Origin of the sequence: Flavihumibacter fluminis (assembly GCF_021491375.1) — a bacterium.
GTDB classification, from domain to species: domain Bacteria; phylum Bacteroidota; class Bacteroidia; order Chitinophagales; family Chitinophagaceae; genus Flavihumibacter; species Flavihumibacter fluminis.
This window is the reverse complement of record NZ_JAKEVY010000003.1, coordinates 77,096-94,285: the sequence shown is the minus strand read 5'-3', so window position 1 is coordinate 94,285 and position 17,190 is coordinate 77,096. Positions and strand designations below refer to the sequence as shown.

Sequence of the window (17,190 nt, the reverse complement as noted above, 5' to 3'; positions counted from 1 at the left end):
CAAACCTTAAAAACCTTCCTATGCCAAGTACTTACAATCCTTCCACCCGCCTTAAAATTTCGGCGGACCTGGGCTTTCTTTCAGTCATTTATTTTATTACCCACAGCTATTTTCAACCGGGAATTGATGTGTTATCAAACACCAGCTGGTTAGCTTTGGGTCTCAGTCTGTTTAGCTGGTTTATAGCCGGACGATCAATGGGACTGTACAAAGACTTTCGTGCTATTGTATTTTCCATTGAATGGACGGTCTTCGTCAAGAGCCTGCTATTGTATTCCCTGATCATTTCATTTGTTTTAACCTTATTGGTGAATGGTTATCCTTTCCGGATGATGCAATTGCTGACGCAGGTCACGCTTATTTTCATCAGTTTCCCGATTCAAAAACTGGCCATCCGGCTCTTTATGAAAAGGATCCGCAACAGCAGCCAGATGAGCAGAAAAGTATTGATTGTGGGCGCTGATGATTCCGGATTACAGTTTTACAAAAACTATGTAAAAGACAACCTCTATGGTTACTCATTAGCAGGGTTTGTGGATGATACGGTTAATCCCTCTATTAATGGACAGTATCTGGGTAAAACATCTGATATCGATAAAGTAATTGCGAGTCATGAATTTGAAGACATCGTAGTTGCAACTACCCTTAAGGATGATTCTCAGCTGGAGAAAATCATTATTGCCGGCGAGCGGGAAGGAAAAAGAGTGAAGATCATTCCACAATACCAACGCTTTAGTACAGGTAAAATCAGGGTAAGCACGATGGGATCAATGCCTATCATCACACTTAGATCCTTGCCCCTGGATTTGATGGATAGTAAAATCATCAAACGTGCTTTTGATATAGTATTCTCCTCGTTGGTGATTGTATTTGTTCTGAGCTGGCTGTTTCCGATTATCGCACTGCTTATTCGTTTAAGTTCAAAGGGGCCTGCTTTGTTTCGCCAGGAAAGATGGGGATTAAACAATAAACCCATCATCTGTTACAAATTCAGATCCATGGTGCCTAGCAGTGCTGATGTGGATGAAAAAGGTGTTTATCAGCAAGCCAAAAGAAACGATCCCAGGATTACAAAGATTGGTGCATTTCTACGCAAGACCAACCTGGATGAGTTACCGCAATTCTTCAATGTATTGATTGGTACCATGTCTGTTGTTGGTCCAAGACCCCACCCGGTTCCGCTGAACCTGCAGTCAAAAGAAAGTATTGAAAATTACATGATGCGGCATTTGGTTAAACCTGGTATTACCGGATGGGCGCAGGTAAACGGATATCGTGGTGAAACACGTGATTCCTATTTAATGAAAAAAAGGGTTGAGCATGATGTCTGGTATCTTGAAAACTGGACCTTCTGGTTAGATCTTCAAATTATTATTCAGACCCTGGTTAATATGGTCAAGGGAGAGAAAAATGCGTTTTAAGGATATGTGCAGCATTGCTTTTCGTTTATTGGTATTTGTTAGTTGTATAGTTTCAGTATCGCAGGCTCAAACCATACAGGTTGGCCAGTCGGCGCTTGAAGAATGGATTCGAAGGTCAGATCTTAAAGACAGTACCGGGGATGGAGCAGGTTTGCTGATTCGTCCGGTTACTCAACTGAAGGCTTCAGACTATGATAGTTTGCTCAGCCGCTTCAGTGGTGGGGCATCCGCAAACAGGTATCCCATCTTCAATGGAAAAGGCACTGTGCGATTACTTCCTGCTTCTTTCCAGCAGCAATACAATTCGCATCATTCTTATGGCTGGAATGATGGAAGCCTGTTTCCCGCCAAGGGATACCAGCTTAGAGCCAGCGCAGGAATTGCAGCCAGTTATGGTATACTGAGTGTACAGTTCCAACCGGAATTTGTGTATGCTGCCAATCCTTCCTTCAAAGGTTTTTCCCCGTATCATTCTGATAGCACCTGGTATTATTATTATCAATTCCAGAATGATATAGACATGCCGGAACGTTTTGGGAATGGTGCACTGACACGTATGTTTCCGGGTCAGTCGAGCGTTCGCTTGAACTATAAAGGCATGTCCCTGGGCATATCTTCTGAAAATCTCTGGTGGGGACCTGGGTACCGCAATTCCCTCCTGATGAGTAATACAGCCCCGGGATTTTATCACCTGAGCTTTAACTCTACCCGCCCGCACAAGACCTTCCTCGGAAAATTTGAATGGCAACTGATTGCGGGTAAGCTTGAAAATTCAGGCATATTGCCTGTAGATACTTCCAGGCGATTGAATGGTCAGCCTTTGTATGAACCAAAGAAAAACAGCGACCGGTATATCAATGCGGTTGTTATTACCTGGCAACCGAAATGGATTCGGGGCTTGCACCTTGGTTTTGCCCGGAGTTTTTTCCAGTACAGTGATAACATACCTGGTGGATTAAATGGATATCTGCCTGTGTTCAGTGCCTTTTTTAAAGGCAATGCACGGGATGAAATGAGTTTTGGCAGAGACCAGTTATTATCTCTCTTCTTCCGATGGAAATTTCCAAAAGAGCAGATGGAAATTTATGGTGAATGGGGAAGGAATGATCATTCAGGAAATTTGAGTGATCTGCTGATGGAGCCCGAGCATAGCAGGGCTTATATTCTGGGATTCCGGAAATTATTCAAGTTACGAAAAGACCGGGAGCTGGAATTTTTTACAGAATTAACCCAATTGGAAACACCACCTACCAAACTGGTAAGAGCCTTGCAACCCTGGTATGCGCATTACCAGGTTCAGCATGGATATACCAACAGAGGACAGGTATTGGGAGCTGGTATTGGGCCAGGGAGTAATAGCCAGACCATCGGAGTCAACTGGATAGATAAGCAGGTTAACAAAACCGGAGTAAGCCTGGAGCGGATTGTGCGCAACAATGATTTTTATTTCCTGGCATTCAGTGGTTCAGGAGATTATCGTTCACATTGGGTGGATATAGGACTAACAGGAACGCGTTCCTGGGTAAAAAACCGAATTATGTACACAGCAAATCTATCACTCATCCGTTCTTTGAATTACCAATGGAAAAATGGACGTAATGATGCTGCAAATGATCCTTACCGGTCTAATGTGAACCATATGCAAGTAGGGTTGACAGTAGGTTATTTGTTCTGAAAGTACGATTGTAGAATAGTAAGCAGGTCCCCGTGTGTACTTCACACGGGGATTTTTTTTGTCTGTTGTTTTCCTCTGGGCAAATAGGGTGATTTCACGGTTGAATGCTAAGTTTCCAATGTCTAGTTTAGTAGTATCATTCAGTAGCTACGAATTGCGGGATATTTTTCCTCGATTGACCCAAAGAAAAACAAAGAAGAGGATCATTAACAAACATCCAAATATGCAGACGTTAGAATTGATGCAGATGGGACTTGATTCCCTGGAGGAACAGGAGCTGCAGGAAACGGAAGGAGGAGCCTGGCCAAAATGGCTCAAAGGCGTGACATGGGTATCCATTGGCAATGAGATCATTGAAAATTGGGAAGATGTCAAAAAAGGCCTGGTGGATGGATGGAATTCAATCAAATAAAAAAACAACTTTTATGAAACAGACAGCAATTGATGTGTCAAGATTTGAGGGGATGAGCGAGTTGTCTATGGAGCAACTGCAGTGTATTGAAGGTGGTATCGATGAGGGTACAAGCTTCTGGTATGATGTGTTTTACACCATTGGTGCAACCGCGAAAGGGATTATCACCTTTGCAAAAACTGCAATGGACTATCAAAGCTCCTTGCCGCCAAACTTGAAAAAGTAAATCAAAGGACCGGGTGGAATCAAGCCCGGTCCTTTCAATAATTTGATATGAAAGAGGAATTATCCAAACTGACTACCTTTCAATGGGTGGTTCTTATAGGTGCTATTTTTTTATTACTTAGATCTTTACTGAAATGTTAGTAGCAAGTTTAAAAAGCATTAGCAACGGCTATGCCCAGCTCACAAAACAGTTTTCCAATTGGCAGACAGTATTCCTGGTATTGCTGGCTATAGTTGTGAATTTGCTGATTACGTCCTTTTTTTCTTTTGTCTTATTCCCTGGACATAAAGCAGGTCCTGTTACTGAACCTGATATCTACTTTTTTCTGACAATTTTTATACTTGCCCCCTTTCTTGAAACCTATTTTGTTCAAAGAGGTATTATCAATTATATACTTAAAAAGTGGCCAACTGAATTGTTGATGGCTTGTTTGATTTCTTCCCTTGTTTTTGCAGCCTTTCACTATTATTCGATACCTTATATTCTAAAAACCTTTTTATCCGGCTTTATATATGGCACGCTTTACATATCAGTAAAACAAAAGGATCAAAATGCTTTCCTGGCTACCTTGATAGCACATGCTGTTTTTAATGGCCTGGGTTTCTGCATCACCCTACTGCTGCGCTCCTGAAACTAAGTACATAACATCTAAACTGACTGGCATGAACCCATCCGGCTCCGCCATCTATCGGTTGATCCTGCTGTTAGTGATCCTTTCAATTGCGATCTTACCTTTTATTAAAACCACCGTGTCTGTTACAGCCAGGGGAATTGTAAGGCCGGTAGATGAACGTACGGAAGTGAAGCCTGTGCTCTCTGGAACCATTGATTCAATTTTAGTTAAAGAAGGTGAAACAGTACAAAAAGGACAGTTGATTGCCGTCCTGAGAAATGAAATCACCCAGCCTAAACAAGTTCAGCAGGATTTTGAATTCAGCCAGCGAATGCTGTTTATACGTGATCTGGAAAGATTGACTTCCTCACCGGATCTGAAAACCCTTTCCTTGCAATCGCCCCTATACCGGCAACAATTAAACAAGGTAGTATATGAATTAGAAAGATTGGAAGCAGCCATCCGAAAAGTCAACCGCGAACAGGAAATCAATCAACAGCTGATAAAAGACAAGATTATTGCTCCTAAAGAACAGTTCGATAAAGAGATCGAAGCAGAAACACTTGTCGCAACCTATAATGCGTTTAAAAATGAACAACTGAGCAACTGGCAATTAGAGCTACAACGATACAGACAGGAGAATGCACAATATGCTGTTCATAAGAAACAGCTGGAAACAGAAACTAATAATCATTTTATTTATGCGCCTGTTTCAGGTGTAGTTCAAAACATCAATACCCGTTACAAGGGTGGATTCATTTCAAGCGGGGAAACCATTTGTTTACTTTCTCCAATAGGAGGATTGGTGGGGGAATGTTTTGTTACTGCGAAGGATGTGGGACTTCTGAAAGTCGGATTGCCTGCCCGCTTTCAGATTGATGCATTTCACTACAACTATTTTGGTATGCTAACTGGTAAGGTAGTTTACATCGCAGATGATTTCTCCATTATTGAAAATCGTCCGGTGTTTAAAGTCAGGTGCAGTTTTGATACTACCCGGTTGGTGCTTAAAAATGGATACAGCGGAGAACTTAAAAAAGGACTGAGTTTCCAGTCCAGGTTTGTGGTGGCAGAACGTTCCTTATGGCAATTGTTATTTGATAAAGTGGACGACTGGCTCAATCCAACGGCGCCGGTTTTGTCAAAAAGTGAGAGAGAATATGAAGAGAAGGGTAAAAATAAAACAACGGGATATCAGTGACTGTGGAGCAGCTTGCCTGGCTTCGATTTCCATTCACTACAAATTGCAGTACCCGATTAGCAGAATCCGTCAGTATGCGGGTACAGATAAACGAGGCACCAATGTGCTGGGTTTGCTTGAAGCAGCAGAGCGACTCGGTTTTCAGGCTAAAGGCGCAAAAGGCCAACTGGAGAATCTTTCCAGTATACCACTTCCTGCTATCGCTCATATTATTCTGAAGAGTGGATTGCATCACTATGTGGTGCTCTATAAAGTTTCAAAAAATACAGTTGTCTACATGGATCCCGGCGACGGAGAATTTCATAAGCTGGGATTTGATAAATTCAAAGAGATCTGGTCCGGTGTGCTGGTATTGCTTTTGCCCGGAACTGATTTTGTTGCAGGCAAACACAAGATCAGTAATGTGCAGCGTTTCTGGAACCTGATAAATCCGCATGTTAGCATCATGCTGCAGGCACTGATTGGTGCTGTTATATACACTATCCTGGGTTTGTCGACTTCCATTTATATGCAGAAAATCATTGATTTTGTATTGGTGGAAGGTAATATCCGATTGCTGAATCTCCTGAGTGTAGCAATGATCGCGATTCTTTTGTTTCAGTTGGTAATCGGCGGGTATAAAACCATATTTGGTTTGCAAACCGGGCAGATGATTGATGTGCGACTGATAATGGGCTATTACAAACATTTGCTGAACCTGCCTCAACGCTTTTTCGATACCATGCGGGTGGGTGAAATTATGAGCAGGGTAAACGATGCTGTCAAGATCAGGGAGTTTATCAACAGCGTTGCGCTCAGTTTTATCGTGAATGGATTGATTGTTGTTTTCAGCATCCTGCTCATGTTCTTCTACTACTGGAAACTGGCTTTGATCATGTTAGCGATACTTCCTTTTTACCTGGCCATCTATTGGATCACCAACAGGGTGAACAAGAAATGGCAAAGACGATTGATGGAAGAAAGTGCTGAATTGGAAAGCCAGATGGTGGAAAGTCTGAATTCAGTGGGCACTATCAAACGTTTTGGCCTGGAGCGCTTCATCAATGAAAAAACTGAGGACAGGTTTCTGACTCTCCTGCAAACCATTTATAAAATGAGCATGTACTCGTTGTATATAGGAACAGGCTCGGAATTCGTCACCCGCTTTTTTACCATCCTTCTCTTATGGGCAGGAAGTTTTTTTGTTATCAGCAATGAACTCTCAACCGGTGAACTCCTGTCCTTTTATGCATTGATCGGTTATTTTACTGGTCCGGCTAGCTCACTGATCACCGCTAACAGAAGTATTCAGGATGCCTTGATTGCTGCGGATCGTTTGTTTGAAATCATTGATCTGGAAACAGAAGCGACGAATGAAAGTAAGGTGGAGCTCAGTCGCGATCAGATAGGTGATATTGAATGTAATGAGCTCAGTTTTCGATATAGTAACCGGACTTCGGTGTTTAATGGCCTCAACCTCCGGATTAAAAAAGCTACCAGTACCGCCATTGTTGGGGAAAGCGGCAGTGGCAAATCAACCCTGCTTTCCCTGCTGCAGAACTTATATCCATTGCAGGGTGGAACTATTACCATAGGCGGATTGGATCTGCAATACATCAGTAACCGGAGCCTTCGGCAGCTGGTAGGCGTGGTGCCTCAACAAATTGATCTGTTCAGTGGAACGATCCTGGAGAATATTGCAATTGGAGATCCGGAACCTGACCTGGGTCGCATTTTATTCCTGGCCAAACTATTGGGGATAGATGAGTTTATTGAAAAGCTGCCCAATACATATAACAGCATAGTGGTGGAACAAGGCACCAACTTTTCAGGCGGACAGAAACAGCGATTGGCCATCGCCCGGGCACTCTATCGAAATCCGGAGATTTTAATCCTGGATGAAGCAACTAGCAGTCTGGATCCGGCAAGTGAGCAAAAAGTACAGGAAACCCTGAGCTGGTTTAAAGCCCAGGGTAAAACCATCATTCTCATTGCACACCGACTTAGCACCATCAGGAATTGTGATCAGATACTGGTGCTGAATAAGGGCAAATTAGTTGAACAGGGAAGGCATTTTGAATTGCTTGAACAGGAAGGTCACTATGCCAGGTTATGGGATTACCATACTTCTAGCACCCTGCAACATTAGAAATCAAATAAATCTTCCCAAATGCCTTTTTTCTTTTTGTATGGATAGTCTTTATCAGATTTGTAATGCTGCTTTGGCGGGTATTGCTCCTGCGGCCTGGTACTTGGAGCTTGTGTTGGTGAAGAACGCTCAATGATTTTATCCAATTCTCCCCGATCGAGCCATACCCCGCGACATTCCGGGCAATAGTCAATTTCAATTCCACTCCGCTCTGTCATAACCAGGCTTACGTTACAGGATGGACACTTCATACGATATTATATTAATTGCTTCTAAGTTCGGCAATCGGTACTGCTTTACTAAATACAATTTGTTATAATTATTATAAGGTAATCTAATTACTTACTTAAATATCGTATCTCACTTATCTGTACAATTGGCTGGATATTGGTGTATTTCGGTATATCGTTGACAATAGCAGTTCTATATTTTGCAATGGCTTCATTGTATTCAGACATATTGTAACAATAGAAATAACCAATAGCGATAAAAGGAATCTTGTCATTGGCTGTTCTTCCAGCTAGGCCCTTATCGATTTCATAAAATTTCAGGTTCTTTCCCAGAAAATTGGCCATCATGGGCATATGTGTTTTTTCATAGTAGTCCATGTCAAAGGATTTTCCTTCTTCATTGGGATAAAGAATAGCAACCTTTATCATACCTTTTTCTGGATTTGCTTGCAGAGAGGGTAGACTTGTTTTACAACTAAACAGTGTAGTAAATGTCAAAAGCAAGAGTAGGTTTGTCAGGCGCATGACGGTTGGTTTTTGAAAATTATAAATTGAATCACTTCTTGTAATCGTTTTTTGCATCGATTTCTTCAATTCTGGCCAGTACCAGTTTTTTAATAATTGTTGGATGGAGTGGCTTATCCGGCTTGAACCTGATTACCGTAGTTGAATTATCATACGCTATTAACTCTTCTCTGAATCGGTTCAACACCGTTCCCTCCATGATAAAAAAAGACAAATGGGTTTTGCTGGACCGAAACCCGACAGCTCTTTTCCCTTTGTAATAAAAGAAGGGAACTCCTCTGCTGAGTTGCAGTTGAGCGGATGGCACCAGCTTTTGAATTTGCTGGCTGATGGCTTCTAATGCTTTTCGCTCAGGTTCTGGTAGTTTCAGAAAATAGTCTGCAACATCGGCTGGAATTGACATTCACTAACAGTTTCTCAAGATTAAGAACTTTTTGATGGCAGGAGCTTAGGTAAATGCGACATACTCATAGGCACAATGCGACATATATTATTCCAACCGATAAATATATTCTTCAATTTCTGCCATTCTGGCTCTCGCATAACCTTTATCTGTTCCAATCTTTACAAATCCGCATTTCTCCAGTACGAGCTGGGAGCCAATATTATCGAATGCAGTTCTTCCATGCAAAGGCCGGGCTGGTTCAAGCAGTTTGAATTGTTGCAATGCCTGAGTAGCAATTCCCTGTTTCCAAAATTTTCGGTCTATCCAGTACGTTATTTCTGCCTCTCCCTGCACCATGAATTTGGCAATACTGCCGGCAATGACTTCCCCAACCAGAATCGTTTGATTGTTTATGGCAGGGTCGGCCAACAATTTTTGATACTTATTTATATAGGCAGTTTTATCAGCCGGATCACCTGAAATAAATGCTGCTAAATAGTTGGCCTCAGGATCTAACTGGAATTGGAAGAGCCATTCTAAATCTTCTACAGTTGTTGGCCGAAGGGATATGACAAGTTCATTTATCATTTTTAAGAATGTATTTCTTAATCATATAAGCCGAAAGCGGTCTCAGTTGCTTGTTCAGTTCTTCAGGATGATTACCCGGAGCAGTAAAGATTTCCAAAGATTTATTACGTTTTAAATACCAGAGTTTGCCGGTAGATTTTAGGGTTATTGTATCAATCTGAAGTACTCTTTTAAAGTTATTGAGTTGAAAGGTGTCAAGCGCAATGACGATGATAGAACCAGGACGTGTATTACAGGGTACAACTTTGTACTGTTCTCCTGTCCAGTACATACAGTTAATTAGTGGCACCAGGTTGGTAACTTCAGCTGGTGGCTTCTCCCTGAGTTTCATTATGGAGAAACCAGTAACAGTAGCAACAGCAATCGCTCCGGGCATCAACCACCTTACGAGTCCTTGTTTTTTCCTAGGCATACTACCCACAGGTTCTATCTGAGGGGTGCTTGTCAATCGTTGTACTGCATCCACTGGTTTACCCTCCAGTGCTCCCTCTTCCAATTCTCCTTCTTCTTTTACTCCCTCTTCCCTTCCTCCCTTCTCCTTCGTCTCCTGCTTCCCGTCTCCCGTCTCCTTAGTTTCATCTTCCATACCCCCCTCCTCCATTCTTCTCTCCTCCATTCCTCCATTATCTCGTCTTCCATACTTCCTTCCCAACTCAAATGGCCTCGGCTCAAAATTTATCAACCAGGCCAGCAACTCAATATTCCTCTCATTCGTGGATTCTGTATCTCCGTTAAGATAATTGATCAGTGGTTTGAACTTATCTACATCAACTTTCGCGATAACTCTAAGGCATTCTTCCTTTCCATCAAATACGCCGAAAAAATCGCGTAGTGTTTTTAGATCGCGGGGTTGAAATCGCTCTTCACAAACTTTCAAACACTCGTCTCTTAACCTGGCCGGACGAAGATGCAGCAGACTCGGTGGGAGCTTATTCTGCCCCAGTTTGGTATAGTACTCGTCAAGAATAAGGTTTTTGTAATCAGGAAACATATCGAAAAATAACTGATTAACTGGAATTTTCGGAATCTCATCGGAATTGCCGGAATTATCGGAATCATTTGATAATCAGCCTGCTATCGCCAATTATTTTCGATCCTGAAATCAATTGATTCCTTTCTGGCTAATTGGATTTCTGTACAGCATTGATTTCAGAGAGTCGGATCGGTGGTATCGGATAATTGACCTGGGAAGCAGTTTCCGGTCGCCATTGCTCCTGCTCTCACCCACTTCCCAACAACTCCAGGAAGCGCTTCCTGGGCCATTTTCAAAACCCCGCGCCGGATCAAAAAGCTCCCGGTGCAAGATCTCATCATTTCAAAATTTAATCAAAATGTTTTACATATTGATATCCCTCTTTTTGGGATTGGCCTCCTCGACTCAACCTGTCAATGATCCTATCCTCGAAGATCCTGGTGTAGTTACCACCAGCGATACCGGGGGAGAAACCGGACATATTCCACCGCCACCTCCCAAAGGAAAAGGATAAGAAACGATAAGGCAAGTGCAAGCTTGCCTTATTTTTTTTATTTTTCCTGTTCCATGTTGCTGTCAAGAATTCAATGCCTTTTCCTGTTGATCGTAGTGCTGGTTGGTTGTAATCAACCAGATCAATCAACGGCTTCGCTTTCGCCGAAGGAGGATGCAGATTTCTCCACTGCAATGGACCTGCTCAACGCCCAACCCGATTCCGCCTTTTATTATTTCAATGAAGTGGCCACCCAATCCACCGATTCCCTGGAAATCGCTTCCGCCCTGAATTATATGGCCATCATCCAGCACAATGCCGGTGATTATTTTGGAAGCATTGAAACCCTGCTGGCTGCATTGGGTTATCTGTACGAAGAAACCGAAGACAAACGTCCCTACTACCAGGCAGTTTATAACCTGCTGGGCTCTAACAACCTCACTCTGGGCAATTATGTGGATGCCATTCTCTATTATCAGCAAACCATTGAACTAACTACCGACCCCAACTTTAAAAATATTGCGCGTAATAACCTGGCTGTGGCCTACCAGAAACAGAGTGATTATGCGAAAGCAATAGAGTTACTCACTGCCATTCAGAAGGATACGGCTTCTAATCCGGTTAACAGGGCAAGAGTACAATCCAACCTGGCCAGAACCCGCTGGCTGCAAAACAATGCCTATAATCCATTGCCTGATTTTTGGGCGGCACTTCGTATAAGATCAAGGGAAAAGGATCAATGGGGATTGAATGCAAGTTATTCGCACCTGGCGGATTATTATTCCGCAACCCGACCTGATTCTGCTTTGTTCTATGCTTCCCGTATGTACGCGATAGCCAAAAAGCTGAATAGTGCCGATGATCAACTGCAAGCGCTGCAGAAACTCATCCCTTTAGCGGCTCCTGATCAGGCAAAGTCATATGCGGCAACCTTCATGCGTTTATCGGACAGCCTGCAAACTGCGCGCAACACCGCCAGAAACCAATATGCGCTGATCCGTTATGAAGCAGCAAAAAGCAAAGCAGAAAATCTGGAACTCTTAAATGCAAATGCTGAAAAAGAATTATTGCTGTTTCGCCAACAACTGATTGGCGGTGTTCTGGTGCTGGGCCTGCTTGGACTGATGGTTTTCGGAATAAACCGGCAACGCAAAAAGAAAGAACAACTTAAATGGCAATATGAACAATCCCTCCGCGAAAACCAGTTAAAGACCTCGCAGAAAGTACATGATGTAGTCGCGAATGGGCTCTATCGTATCATGACCACCATCGAATACAAAGAAGAGCTGGATAAAAATGAACTGCTGGACAACATTGAGGAATTGTATGAAAAATCGAGGGATATCTCCTATGAAGGGCAGGAATCCCACCCTGTATCCGACTATCAGCAATCTATAAACGAATTATTAAAGGGATTCGCCTCTGAAACCACCAAAGTTGTGATTGTAGGCAATGAATCCGGCTGTTGGGAAACTATGCATCCAACTGCGAAAAACAACCTGCACCAGGTACTGCAGGAGTTGATGGTCAATATGCGCAAACACAGCCAGGCTTCTCTGGTGGTGGTGAAATTTGAGAGGGGTCCGGATGGCCTGCACATCATTTATACAGACAATGGTATCGGGATGCCTGCCAGCCCCCATTTCGGCAATGGCCTGAAGAATACGGAAAACCGGATTTTTCAGTTAAACGGACGTATTAGTTTTGGGCAACATCAGCCAACCGGACTGACAATCGAGATTCACTTACCATTGACGCCTGCGTATGATAAATAAGGTATTAATAGCCGAAGACCATGAAACCTCCAATCTTTCCATTCAAAAAGTGATGGAGGAGTTGGGCATTGATCAGATCGACTATGTATACTATTGCGATGATGCCCTGAAACAGATCAGGCAGGCGGTTGAACGCAAACCCTCTTATGATCTGCTGATTACGGATTTGTATTTCGAGGACGATGGACAACCTCAACAGCTTACGGGCGGACTCCAACTCATTCCGGCCGCAAGAGTGCTTCAGCCTGATTTAAAGATCCTGGTATTTTCAGCGGAAAACAAACCCGCTACCATCCAACAACTCTTCAAAAAATTCGAGGTGGATGGTTATGTACGGAAAGCCCGGAGTGATGCAAGGGAACTGCGCCTCGCCATGGAAAGCCTTTCCAATAACCAGCGTTATTTTCCAAGGCACCTGCGGCAAATACTGAATAGCAAAAACACCTTTGAGTTCAGCAGCTTTGATATCGCGCTATTAAAATTACTGGCGGATGGCGTTCGCCAGAAAGATATCCCTGCGTATCTGCAGGAGCAAAATATTCGTCCGGCCGGCCTGAGCAGCGTAGAGAAAAGATTGAGCCTGCTAAGAGAAGAGCATGCTTTCTCCACCAATGAACAACTGATCGGATTCTGCAAGGAGTTGGGCATTATTTAATGTGGCTTTACGGTTTCCCGGAAAATTGGCTGGAGGGCACTTATTAGTTTTGAGTCTATCATCCAGTTTTATGAAGCAGTTTTTTTATTTGAATCTGGTGCCACAGATTGATGGCTATCGGGAAGTACATACATCCGACTGCCGGTTTTTTCCCACTCAGCATAACAGGATTCCTTTGGGCGAATATTTTTCCTGCCGGGAGGCAGTAGCCGCGGCAAAGAACAAATATCTGAAATCCGATGGCTGTTATTATTGCTGCCGGGAATGTCATACGAGGTAGGAATTCGGGTAGAAATAAAAGAAGATTCATCATGCCATTAAATAAGTCTTTTCTAAGAAGAATTGAAGTACTGGATGCATGTTTTAGCAGAAAATGCAAAAGATGGACGATTGACGCACTCCTGAACTCCATTAATGAAAGACTTCATATCCTGGATATCCCCAGAATTTCAAAAAGAACCTTATATGCAGATATACACTCCATGCGGCATGAATTCAATGCGCCGATAGAACGATATAAATATGGAAATAAAATCTGTTACCGGTATGCACAACCTGGATATTCCATTCTAAAAGCCGGGTTATTGGAAGAAGACCTGCAGTGTTTGCTCAGGGTAACCAACCTGCTCCGAGGTTCGAATGAAAAGGAACTGGTGGAGCAATTAGAAGAGATATTAGAACGATTTGATTTTATCATAACTGATTAATTGAAAATTTTGACGCCTTATTCTATGAGCAGTGGGTGTCTGTCTTTACAACCATGGCTGGATCCTCCCTCCATGGTTTTTTCTGCAAATAGGTTGCAGGGTTGGCACCTAATTTTAAGCTTCTATGAGCGAAACCAGTTACACTCAATTTGAACAAGTCCTGCACTATTTCAGGCAGATGGACCTGGTATTGTTGGATCTCATCCTGGATGAACATCGTACCTATCAGTCTATGCATCGTAAAAAATTTCTGAGCATGTTGGGGACTGTCTTTCAAATATTTAAAAAGAAAGGCAATACGCAATTGCTGGTCTATCCTGGTACCTGCGCAAATGATACCTGCAGTGGCTGCCTTCCTGATATGATTGGTTATTGCTTTATAGGAGAATCAACTCCGCATTATTTAGCCATGATTTTTGAAGTAAAGGACGGCCGGGTACTGGATATGTTTGAATGTACAGATATGCAGCATGAGCAGGCGGTACCCGGAAAACAATACCGTATCCGTATTGATCCCATGATATTCAACCAGGATGAGTCGGAAGACTAGTTTAATCAGCGCTTGCCAGCCATAAATTGTTCCAGCAGCGGTAACAAATCAGGATTGATTTCATAGAAGAAACTCCTTCGATCTTGTTCTGATCGGGTGCGGATAATAAATGGTTGATCTGTTTCCAGCAGTATGCTCAGGTTCTGCTGAAAGGCATTCAACGCATCACTGCGCTGACGTTTTTGCACTTCCAGTGATTTGTTACTTACGCCTAGTAAGGAATTCAGGGTTTCAATATCGCAGGGCTTCCCATTTCTTGCAGCATCCAGGAAAGTCTGCAACAAAATCCGATCCCGTTCTTCCAAATCCAGACTTTTTGCGGAGCTTTCAATTGGCTTGGGTTTGCGCCGGAGCCAAAACCAGGCCAGTAATGAAAGCACTCCAAATACAGCAACTAACCACCAGATCCAGGCCGACCATTTTGATTGCTGAATGGGAGGATTATAAACTGCAATTCCTGTATCCGTAAAATCTGCTATGCTAAGCTGGATGGAGTCAACATATTGATTAAGGTCGCCAAAGTACAAAGTGGAATCAGCAAAAAAGACCAGTTTTTTATCACGGGTGCTGTTGGTATATTGACTGAATTTCTTCAATCCCCGATCAGTTGCATGCAGGTACCGGTTATGGGCAAAGTCAACCAGTCCGGCTTTCCCATTCACAAGTGTAAGTGCTCCCCAGGGACTGACAGCCAGAATCAGTAAACTGGTATCCTTACTGGTTCCCAGTACTTCCCAATTGCCGGAGTGCAGGTTGAGTCGCCAGGTTCTTCCGCCAATTTCAGCTTCAAGTGCTTTATTGCTTTTCAGCGCATCGTTGATAGCATGAATCCCCTGAAGGTATAAAAAACCGTTGGCTGTATCCAGGTGAAACAGATCCTTGGTTTGAAAGATATGAGGAATCTCCCTGTTCAGGGGTCTGATCTCCCACTCGTTCTTATTGGACGCATAATAGCGAAGATGTCCATTATTATTCCATAAACCATAGCCACCATAACTATATAAGGTGCTGTCGGCATAGAAATTCAGGCAGCCAAGATTATAACCGGTGAAATAGGTGGAGTCGATACGTGTCCATTGGGCAGGCTGCTGAAGGGTATCAAGTGTATAGATCCTGCCGGTTCCATTCACCAGGGCATAGAGCCCTTCAGGTGTTTTTACAAAGCTGCAACCGGCATTCTCGAAGGGATAGGGTAATCCCTTAAAAAAGGGTTCATTGTGGAGGAAAAGGCTATTTACAGCACCAGGTTGTTGCGCCATTTTTTTCAGAATAGCAGGTACAGGGCCGGTGACCTGCGCATGAAGAACAGTTGAGTAAAAAAACAGTATTCCAAAAAATACCCTAAGCATTTCCGGTAGATATGAAGGATTTAGTGGTGAAAACAATTGGTTTCTGAGATTGAAAGTTGGTGATACTATAAATCACCAATTGAATCACCTAAATCATCACGTGATTGTTGGTCCTTCTCAGTTGAACAAATATATTCATTCTCAAGGTCTTACAGTCATTGCAGATAGGCTGCATAAGGCGCACCTATTTTAGTGAATGCTGACCCCTAAACCGAATCAACATGCCCCTGAACAAATCATTTCAGCGGCGCATTGAGGTGTTGGATGCTTGTCTGCGCAGGAAGCAGCGCAAGTGGACCATCGATTCTTTATTGCAGGAAGTGAATGAGAAGCTGGAGGGATTGGGAGCGCAAAGAGTATCGCAAAGAACCTTATATGCGGACCTGAAAGCCCTGAAAGCAGAATATGCTGCACCCATTGAAACCTATCGGGATGCCAGGATCATATGTTACCGTTATTCGAATCCTGAATTCAGCATCCGGCAGTTGCCACTCCAGCAGGAGGAGGTAGGTTATTTGCGGGATGCCCTGCATGTATTGATGCAGATCAATGGCTTTCAGTTGACCCAGGAAATGGAGACAGTAATTGGGAAGCTGGAGAATACCCTTGCTACAACAGCGGAGAAACGGCATGCAATCATTCAGTTTGAACATACGGAGTTGACATCTGGCAGTAGCTGGCTGGATGATATTTTCCAGGCCATCAAAGGGAGGACGGTTTTGCATATCCGGTACCAGCCCTTCCACAAGGAGGCGAGGGAATATTATTACCATCCTTATTTATTGAAGGAATACAGGAATCGCTGGTTTGTGATTGGCCGGAAGGATGGTCATAACAGTTTAACCACCCTGGCGCTGGACCGGATACAGAAATTAAAAGCCAGCTCGCGGATATTCCATGAGAATGATCTATTGAACCCGGATACCTATTTCGACTCCCTGGTTGGTGTAACGCTGCCCACAGATGCCGAGCCCGAAAAAATTGTACTCAAAGTGAAACAGGAGCTCGCGCCCTATGTGCTGACCAAACCGATCCACGCCTCCCAGAAACTGATCAAAACTGCCGCTAACGGAGACATCACCCTGGAGCTCTGCGTGGTGAATAATTATGAGTTGCGTTCAGAGTTGCTGGGGCTGGGGCCACAACTAATGGTAATGGAACCTCAATCACTGCGCAAGGAAATGCAGGCTATGTATGAGCAAGGGATGCAGGCGTATGAAACTAAATCACAACAACGAAATAGAAAAGACTAAATAGGTTGTTTTAGATTAGTCTAACAGAAAG

The 17,190-nt window shown here is 43.3% G+C and carries 20 protein-coding genes; 14 read left to right on the top strand and 6 right to left on the bottom strand.

Translation table 11 applies throughout. The features are described from left to right. Positions 1–20: 20 nt before the first annotated feature. The 7 genes from L0U88_RS11575 (at position 21) to L0U88_RS11545 (ending at position 7,676) form a co-directional block, all read left to right on the top strand. The gene (locus L0U88_RS11575) at positions 21–1,421 is read left to right on the top strand and encodes an undecaprenyl-phosphate glucose phosphotransferase (protein WP_234866222.1); all 1,401 of its coding nucleotides are present in this window, start codon (positions 21–23) and stop codon (positions 1,419–1,421) included. A gap of 4 nt (positions 1,422–1,425) precedes the next feature. After that, the gene (locus L0U88_RS11570) at positions 1,426–3,096 is read left to right on the top strand and encodes a capsule assembly Wzi family protein (protein ID WP_234866221.1); all 1,671 of its coding nucleotides are present in this window, start codon (positions 1,426–1,428) and stop codon (positions 3,094–3,096) included. 223 nt (positions 3,097–3,319) lie between these two features. After that, a complete protein-coding gene (locus L0U88_RS11565) occupies positions 3,320–3,508 on the top strand; it encodes a hypothetical protein (protein WP_234866220.1) in 189 nt (62 codons plus the stop codon). Between the two features lie 13 nt (positions 3,509–3,521). Further along, positions 3,522–3,734, top strand: coding sequence for a hypothetical protein (locus L0U88_RS11560; RefSeq protein WP_234866219.1), 213 nt, complete (start codon positions 3,522–3,524; stop codon positions 3,732–3,734). Positions 3,735–3,867: 133 nt separating this feature from the next. Then, positions 3,868–4,365 (top strand): CPBP family intramembrane glutamic endopeptidase, encoded by a 498-nt coding sequence (locus tag L0U88_RS11555; protein WP_234866218.1) that lies wholly within the window; start codon positions 3,868–3,870, stop codon positions 4,363–4,365. Positions 4,366–4,396: 31 nt separating this feature from the next. Next, on the top strand, positions 4,397–5,548 hold the full coding sequence (locus tag L0U88_RS11550) for an HlyD family secretion protein (protein ID WP_234866217.1): 1,152 nt from the start codon (positions 4,397–4,399) through the stop codon (positions 5,546–5,548). Further along, complete coding sequence (locus L0U88_RS11545; RefSeq protein ID WP_234866216.1) at positions 5,508–7,676, top strand: peptidase domain-containing ABC transporter; 2,169 nt, start codon at positions 5,508–5,510, stop codon at positions 7,674–7,676. The genes L0U88_RS11550 and L0U88_RS11545 overlap by 41 nt, the downstream gene beginning before the upstream one ends. Here the strand turns inward: L0U88_RS11545 and L0U88_RS11540 are convergent. The 5 genes from L0U88_RS11540 to L0U88_RS11520 form a co-directional block, all read right to left on the bottom strand. Beyond that, on the bottom strand, positions 7,673–7,927 hold the full coding sequence (locus tag L0U88_RS11540) for a TFIIB-type zinc ribbon-containing protein (protein ID WP_234866215.1): 255 nt from the start codon (positions 7,925–7,927) through the stop codon (positions 7,673–7,675). The two genes, L0U88_RS11545 and L0U88_RS11540, sit on opposite strands and share 4 nt — an antisense overlap. Positions 7,928–8,014: 87 nt before the next feature. After that, a complete protein-coding gene (locus L0U88_RS11535) occupies positions 8,015–8,335 on the bottom strand; it encodes an EthD family reductase (protein WP_234866214.1) in 321 nt (106 codons plus the stop codon). 127 nt (positions 8,336–8,462) lie between these two features. Then, positions 8,463–8,834, bottom strand: coding sequence for an iron chaperone (locus L0U88_RS11530; protein WP_234866213.1), 372 nt, complete (start codon positions 8,832–8,834; stop codon positions 8,463–8,465). Between the two features lie 87 nt (positions 8,835–8,921). Further along, positions 8,922–9,404, bottom strand: coding sequence for a GNAT family N-acetyltransferase (locus L0U88_RS11525; RefSeq protein WP_234866212.1), 483 nt, complete (start codon positions 9,402–9,404; stop codon positions 8,922–8,924). Continuing rightward, positions 9,394–10,395, bottom strand: a complete 1,002-nt coding sequence (locus L0U88_RS11520; RefSeq protein WP_234866211.1) for a hypothetical protein — start codon at positions 10,393–10,395, stop codon at positions 9,394–9,396. Before L0U88_RS11520 ends, L0U88_RS11525 begins: the two co-directional genes overlap by 11 nt. Positions 10,396–10,735: 340 nt before the next feature. Here L0U88_RS11520 and L0U88_RS11515 point away from each other — a divergent pair, with 340 nt between their 5' ends. The 6 genes from L0U88_RS11515 to L0U88_RS11490 all read left to right on the top strand — a co-directional run bounded on the left by L0U88_RS11515 (position 10,736) and on the right by L0U88_RS11490 (position 14,557). Next, entirely contained in the window at positions 10,736–10,891 is a 156-nt protein-coding gene (locus L0U88_RS11515; RefSeq protein WP_234866210.1) for a hypothetical protein, read from the top strand. Between the two features lie 53 nt (positions 10,892–10,944). Next, a complete protein-coding gene (locus tag L0U88_RS11510; protein WP_234866209.1) occupies positions 10,945–12,645 on the top strand; it encodes a tetratricopeptide repeat-containing sensor histidine kinase in 1,701 nt (566 codons plus the stop codon). Next, positions 12,635–13,300: a response regulator gene (locus L0U88_RS11505; RefSeq protein ID WP_234866208.1), complete on the top strand. Its 666-nt coding sequence runs from the start codon at positions 12,635–12,637 to the stop codon at positions 13,298–13,300. Before L0U88_RS11510 ends, L0U88_RS11505 begins: the two co-directional genes overlap by 11 nt. Positions 13,301–13,370: 70 nt before the next feature. After that, complete coding sequence (locus L0U88_RS11500; protein WP_234866207.1) at positions 13,371–13,580, top strand: hypothetical protein; 210 nt, start codon at positions 13,371–13,373, stop codon at positions 13,578–13,580. A 31-nt stretch (positions 13,581–13,611) separates the two neighbouring features. Continuing rightward, positions 13,612–14,007, top strand: a complete 396-nt coding sequence (locus L0U88_RS11495; RefSeq protein WP_234866206.1) for a hypothetical protein — start codon at positions 13,612–13,614, stop codon at positions 14,005–14,007. A 124-nt stretch (positions 14,008–14,131) separates the two neighbouring features. Then, entirely contained in the window at positions 14,132–14,557 is a 426-nt protein-coding gene (locus tag L0U88_RS11490) for a hypothetical protein (protein ID WP_234866205.1), read from the top strand. Positions 14,558–14,562: 5 nt separating this feature from the next. Here L0U88_RS11490 and L0U88_RS11485 read toward each other — a convergent pair whose 3' ends face one another. Next, positions 14,563–15,906, bottom strand: coding sequence for a hypothetical protein (locus L0U88_RS11485; protein ID WP_234866204.1), 1,344 nt, complete (start codon positions 15,904–15,906; stop codon positions 14,563–14,565). A gap of 221 nt (positions 15,907–16,127) precedes the next feature. On the opposite strand from L0U88_RS11485, the gene L0U88_RS11480 reads away from it, so the two are divergent. Next, complete coding sequence (locus L0U88_RS11480) at positions 16,128–17,159, top strand: helix-turn-helix transcriptional regulator (RefSeq protein ID WP_234866203.1); 1,032 nt, start codon at positions 16,128–16,130, stop codon at positions 17,157–17,159. The last annotated feature ends 31 nt before the right edge of the window (positions 17,160–17,190 follow it).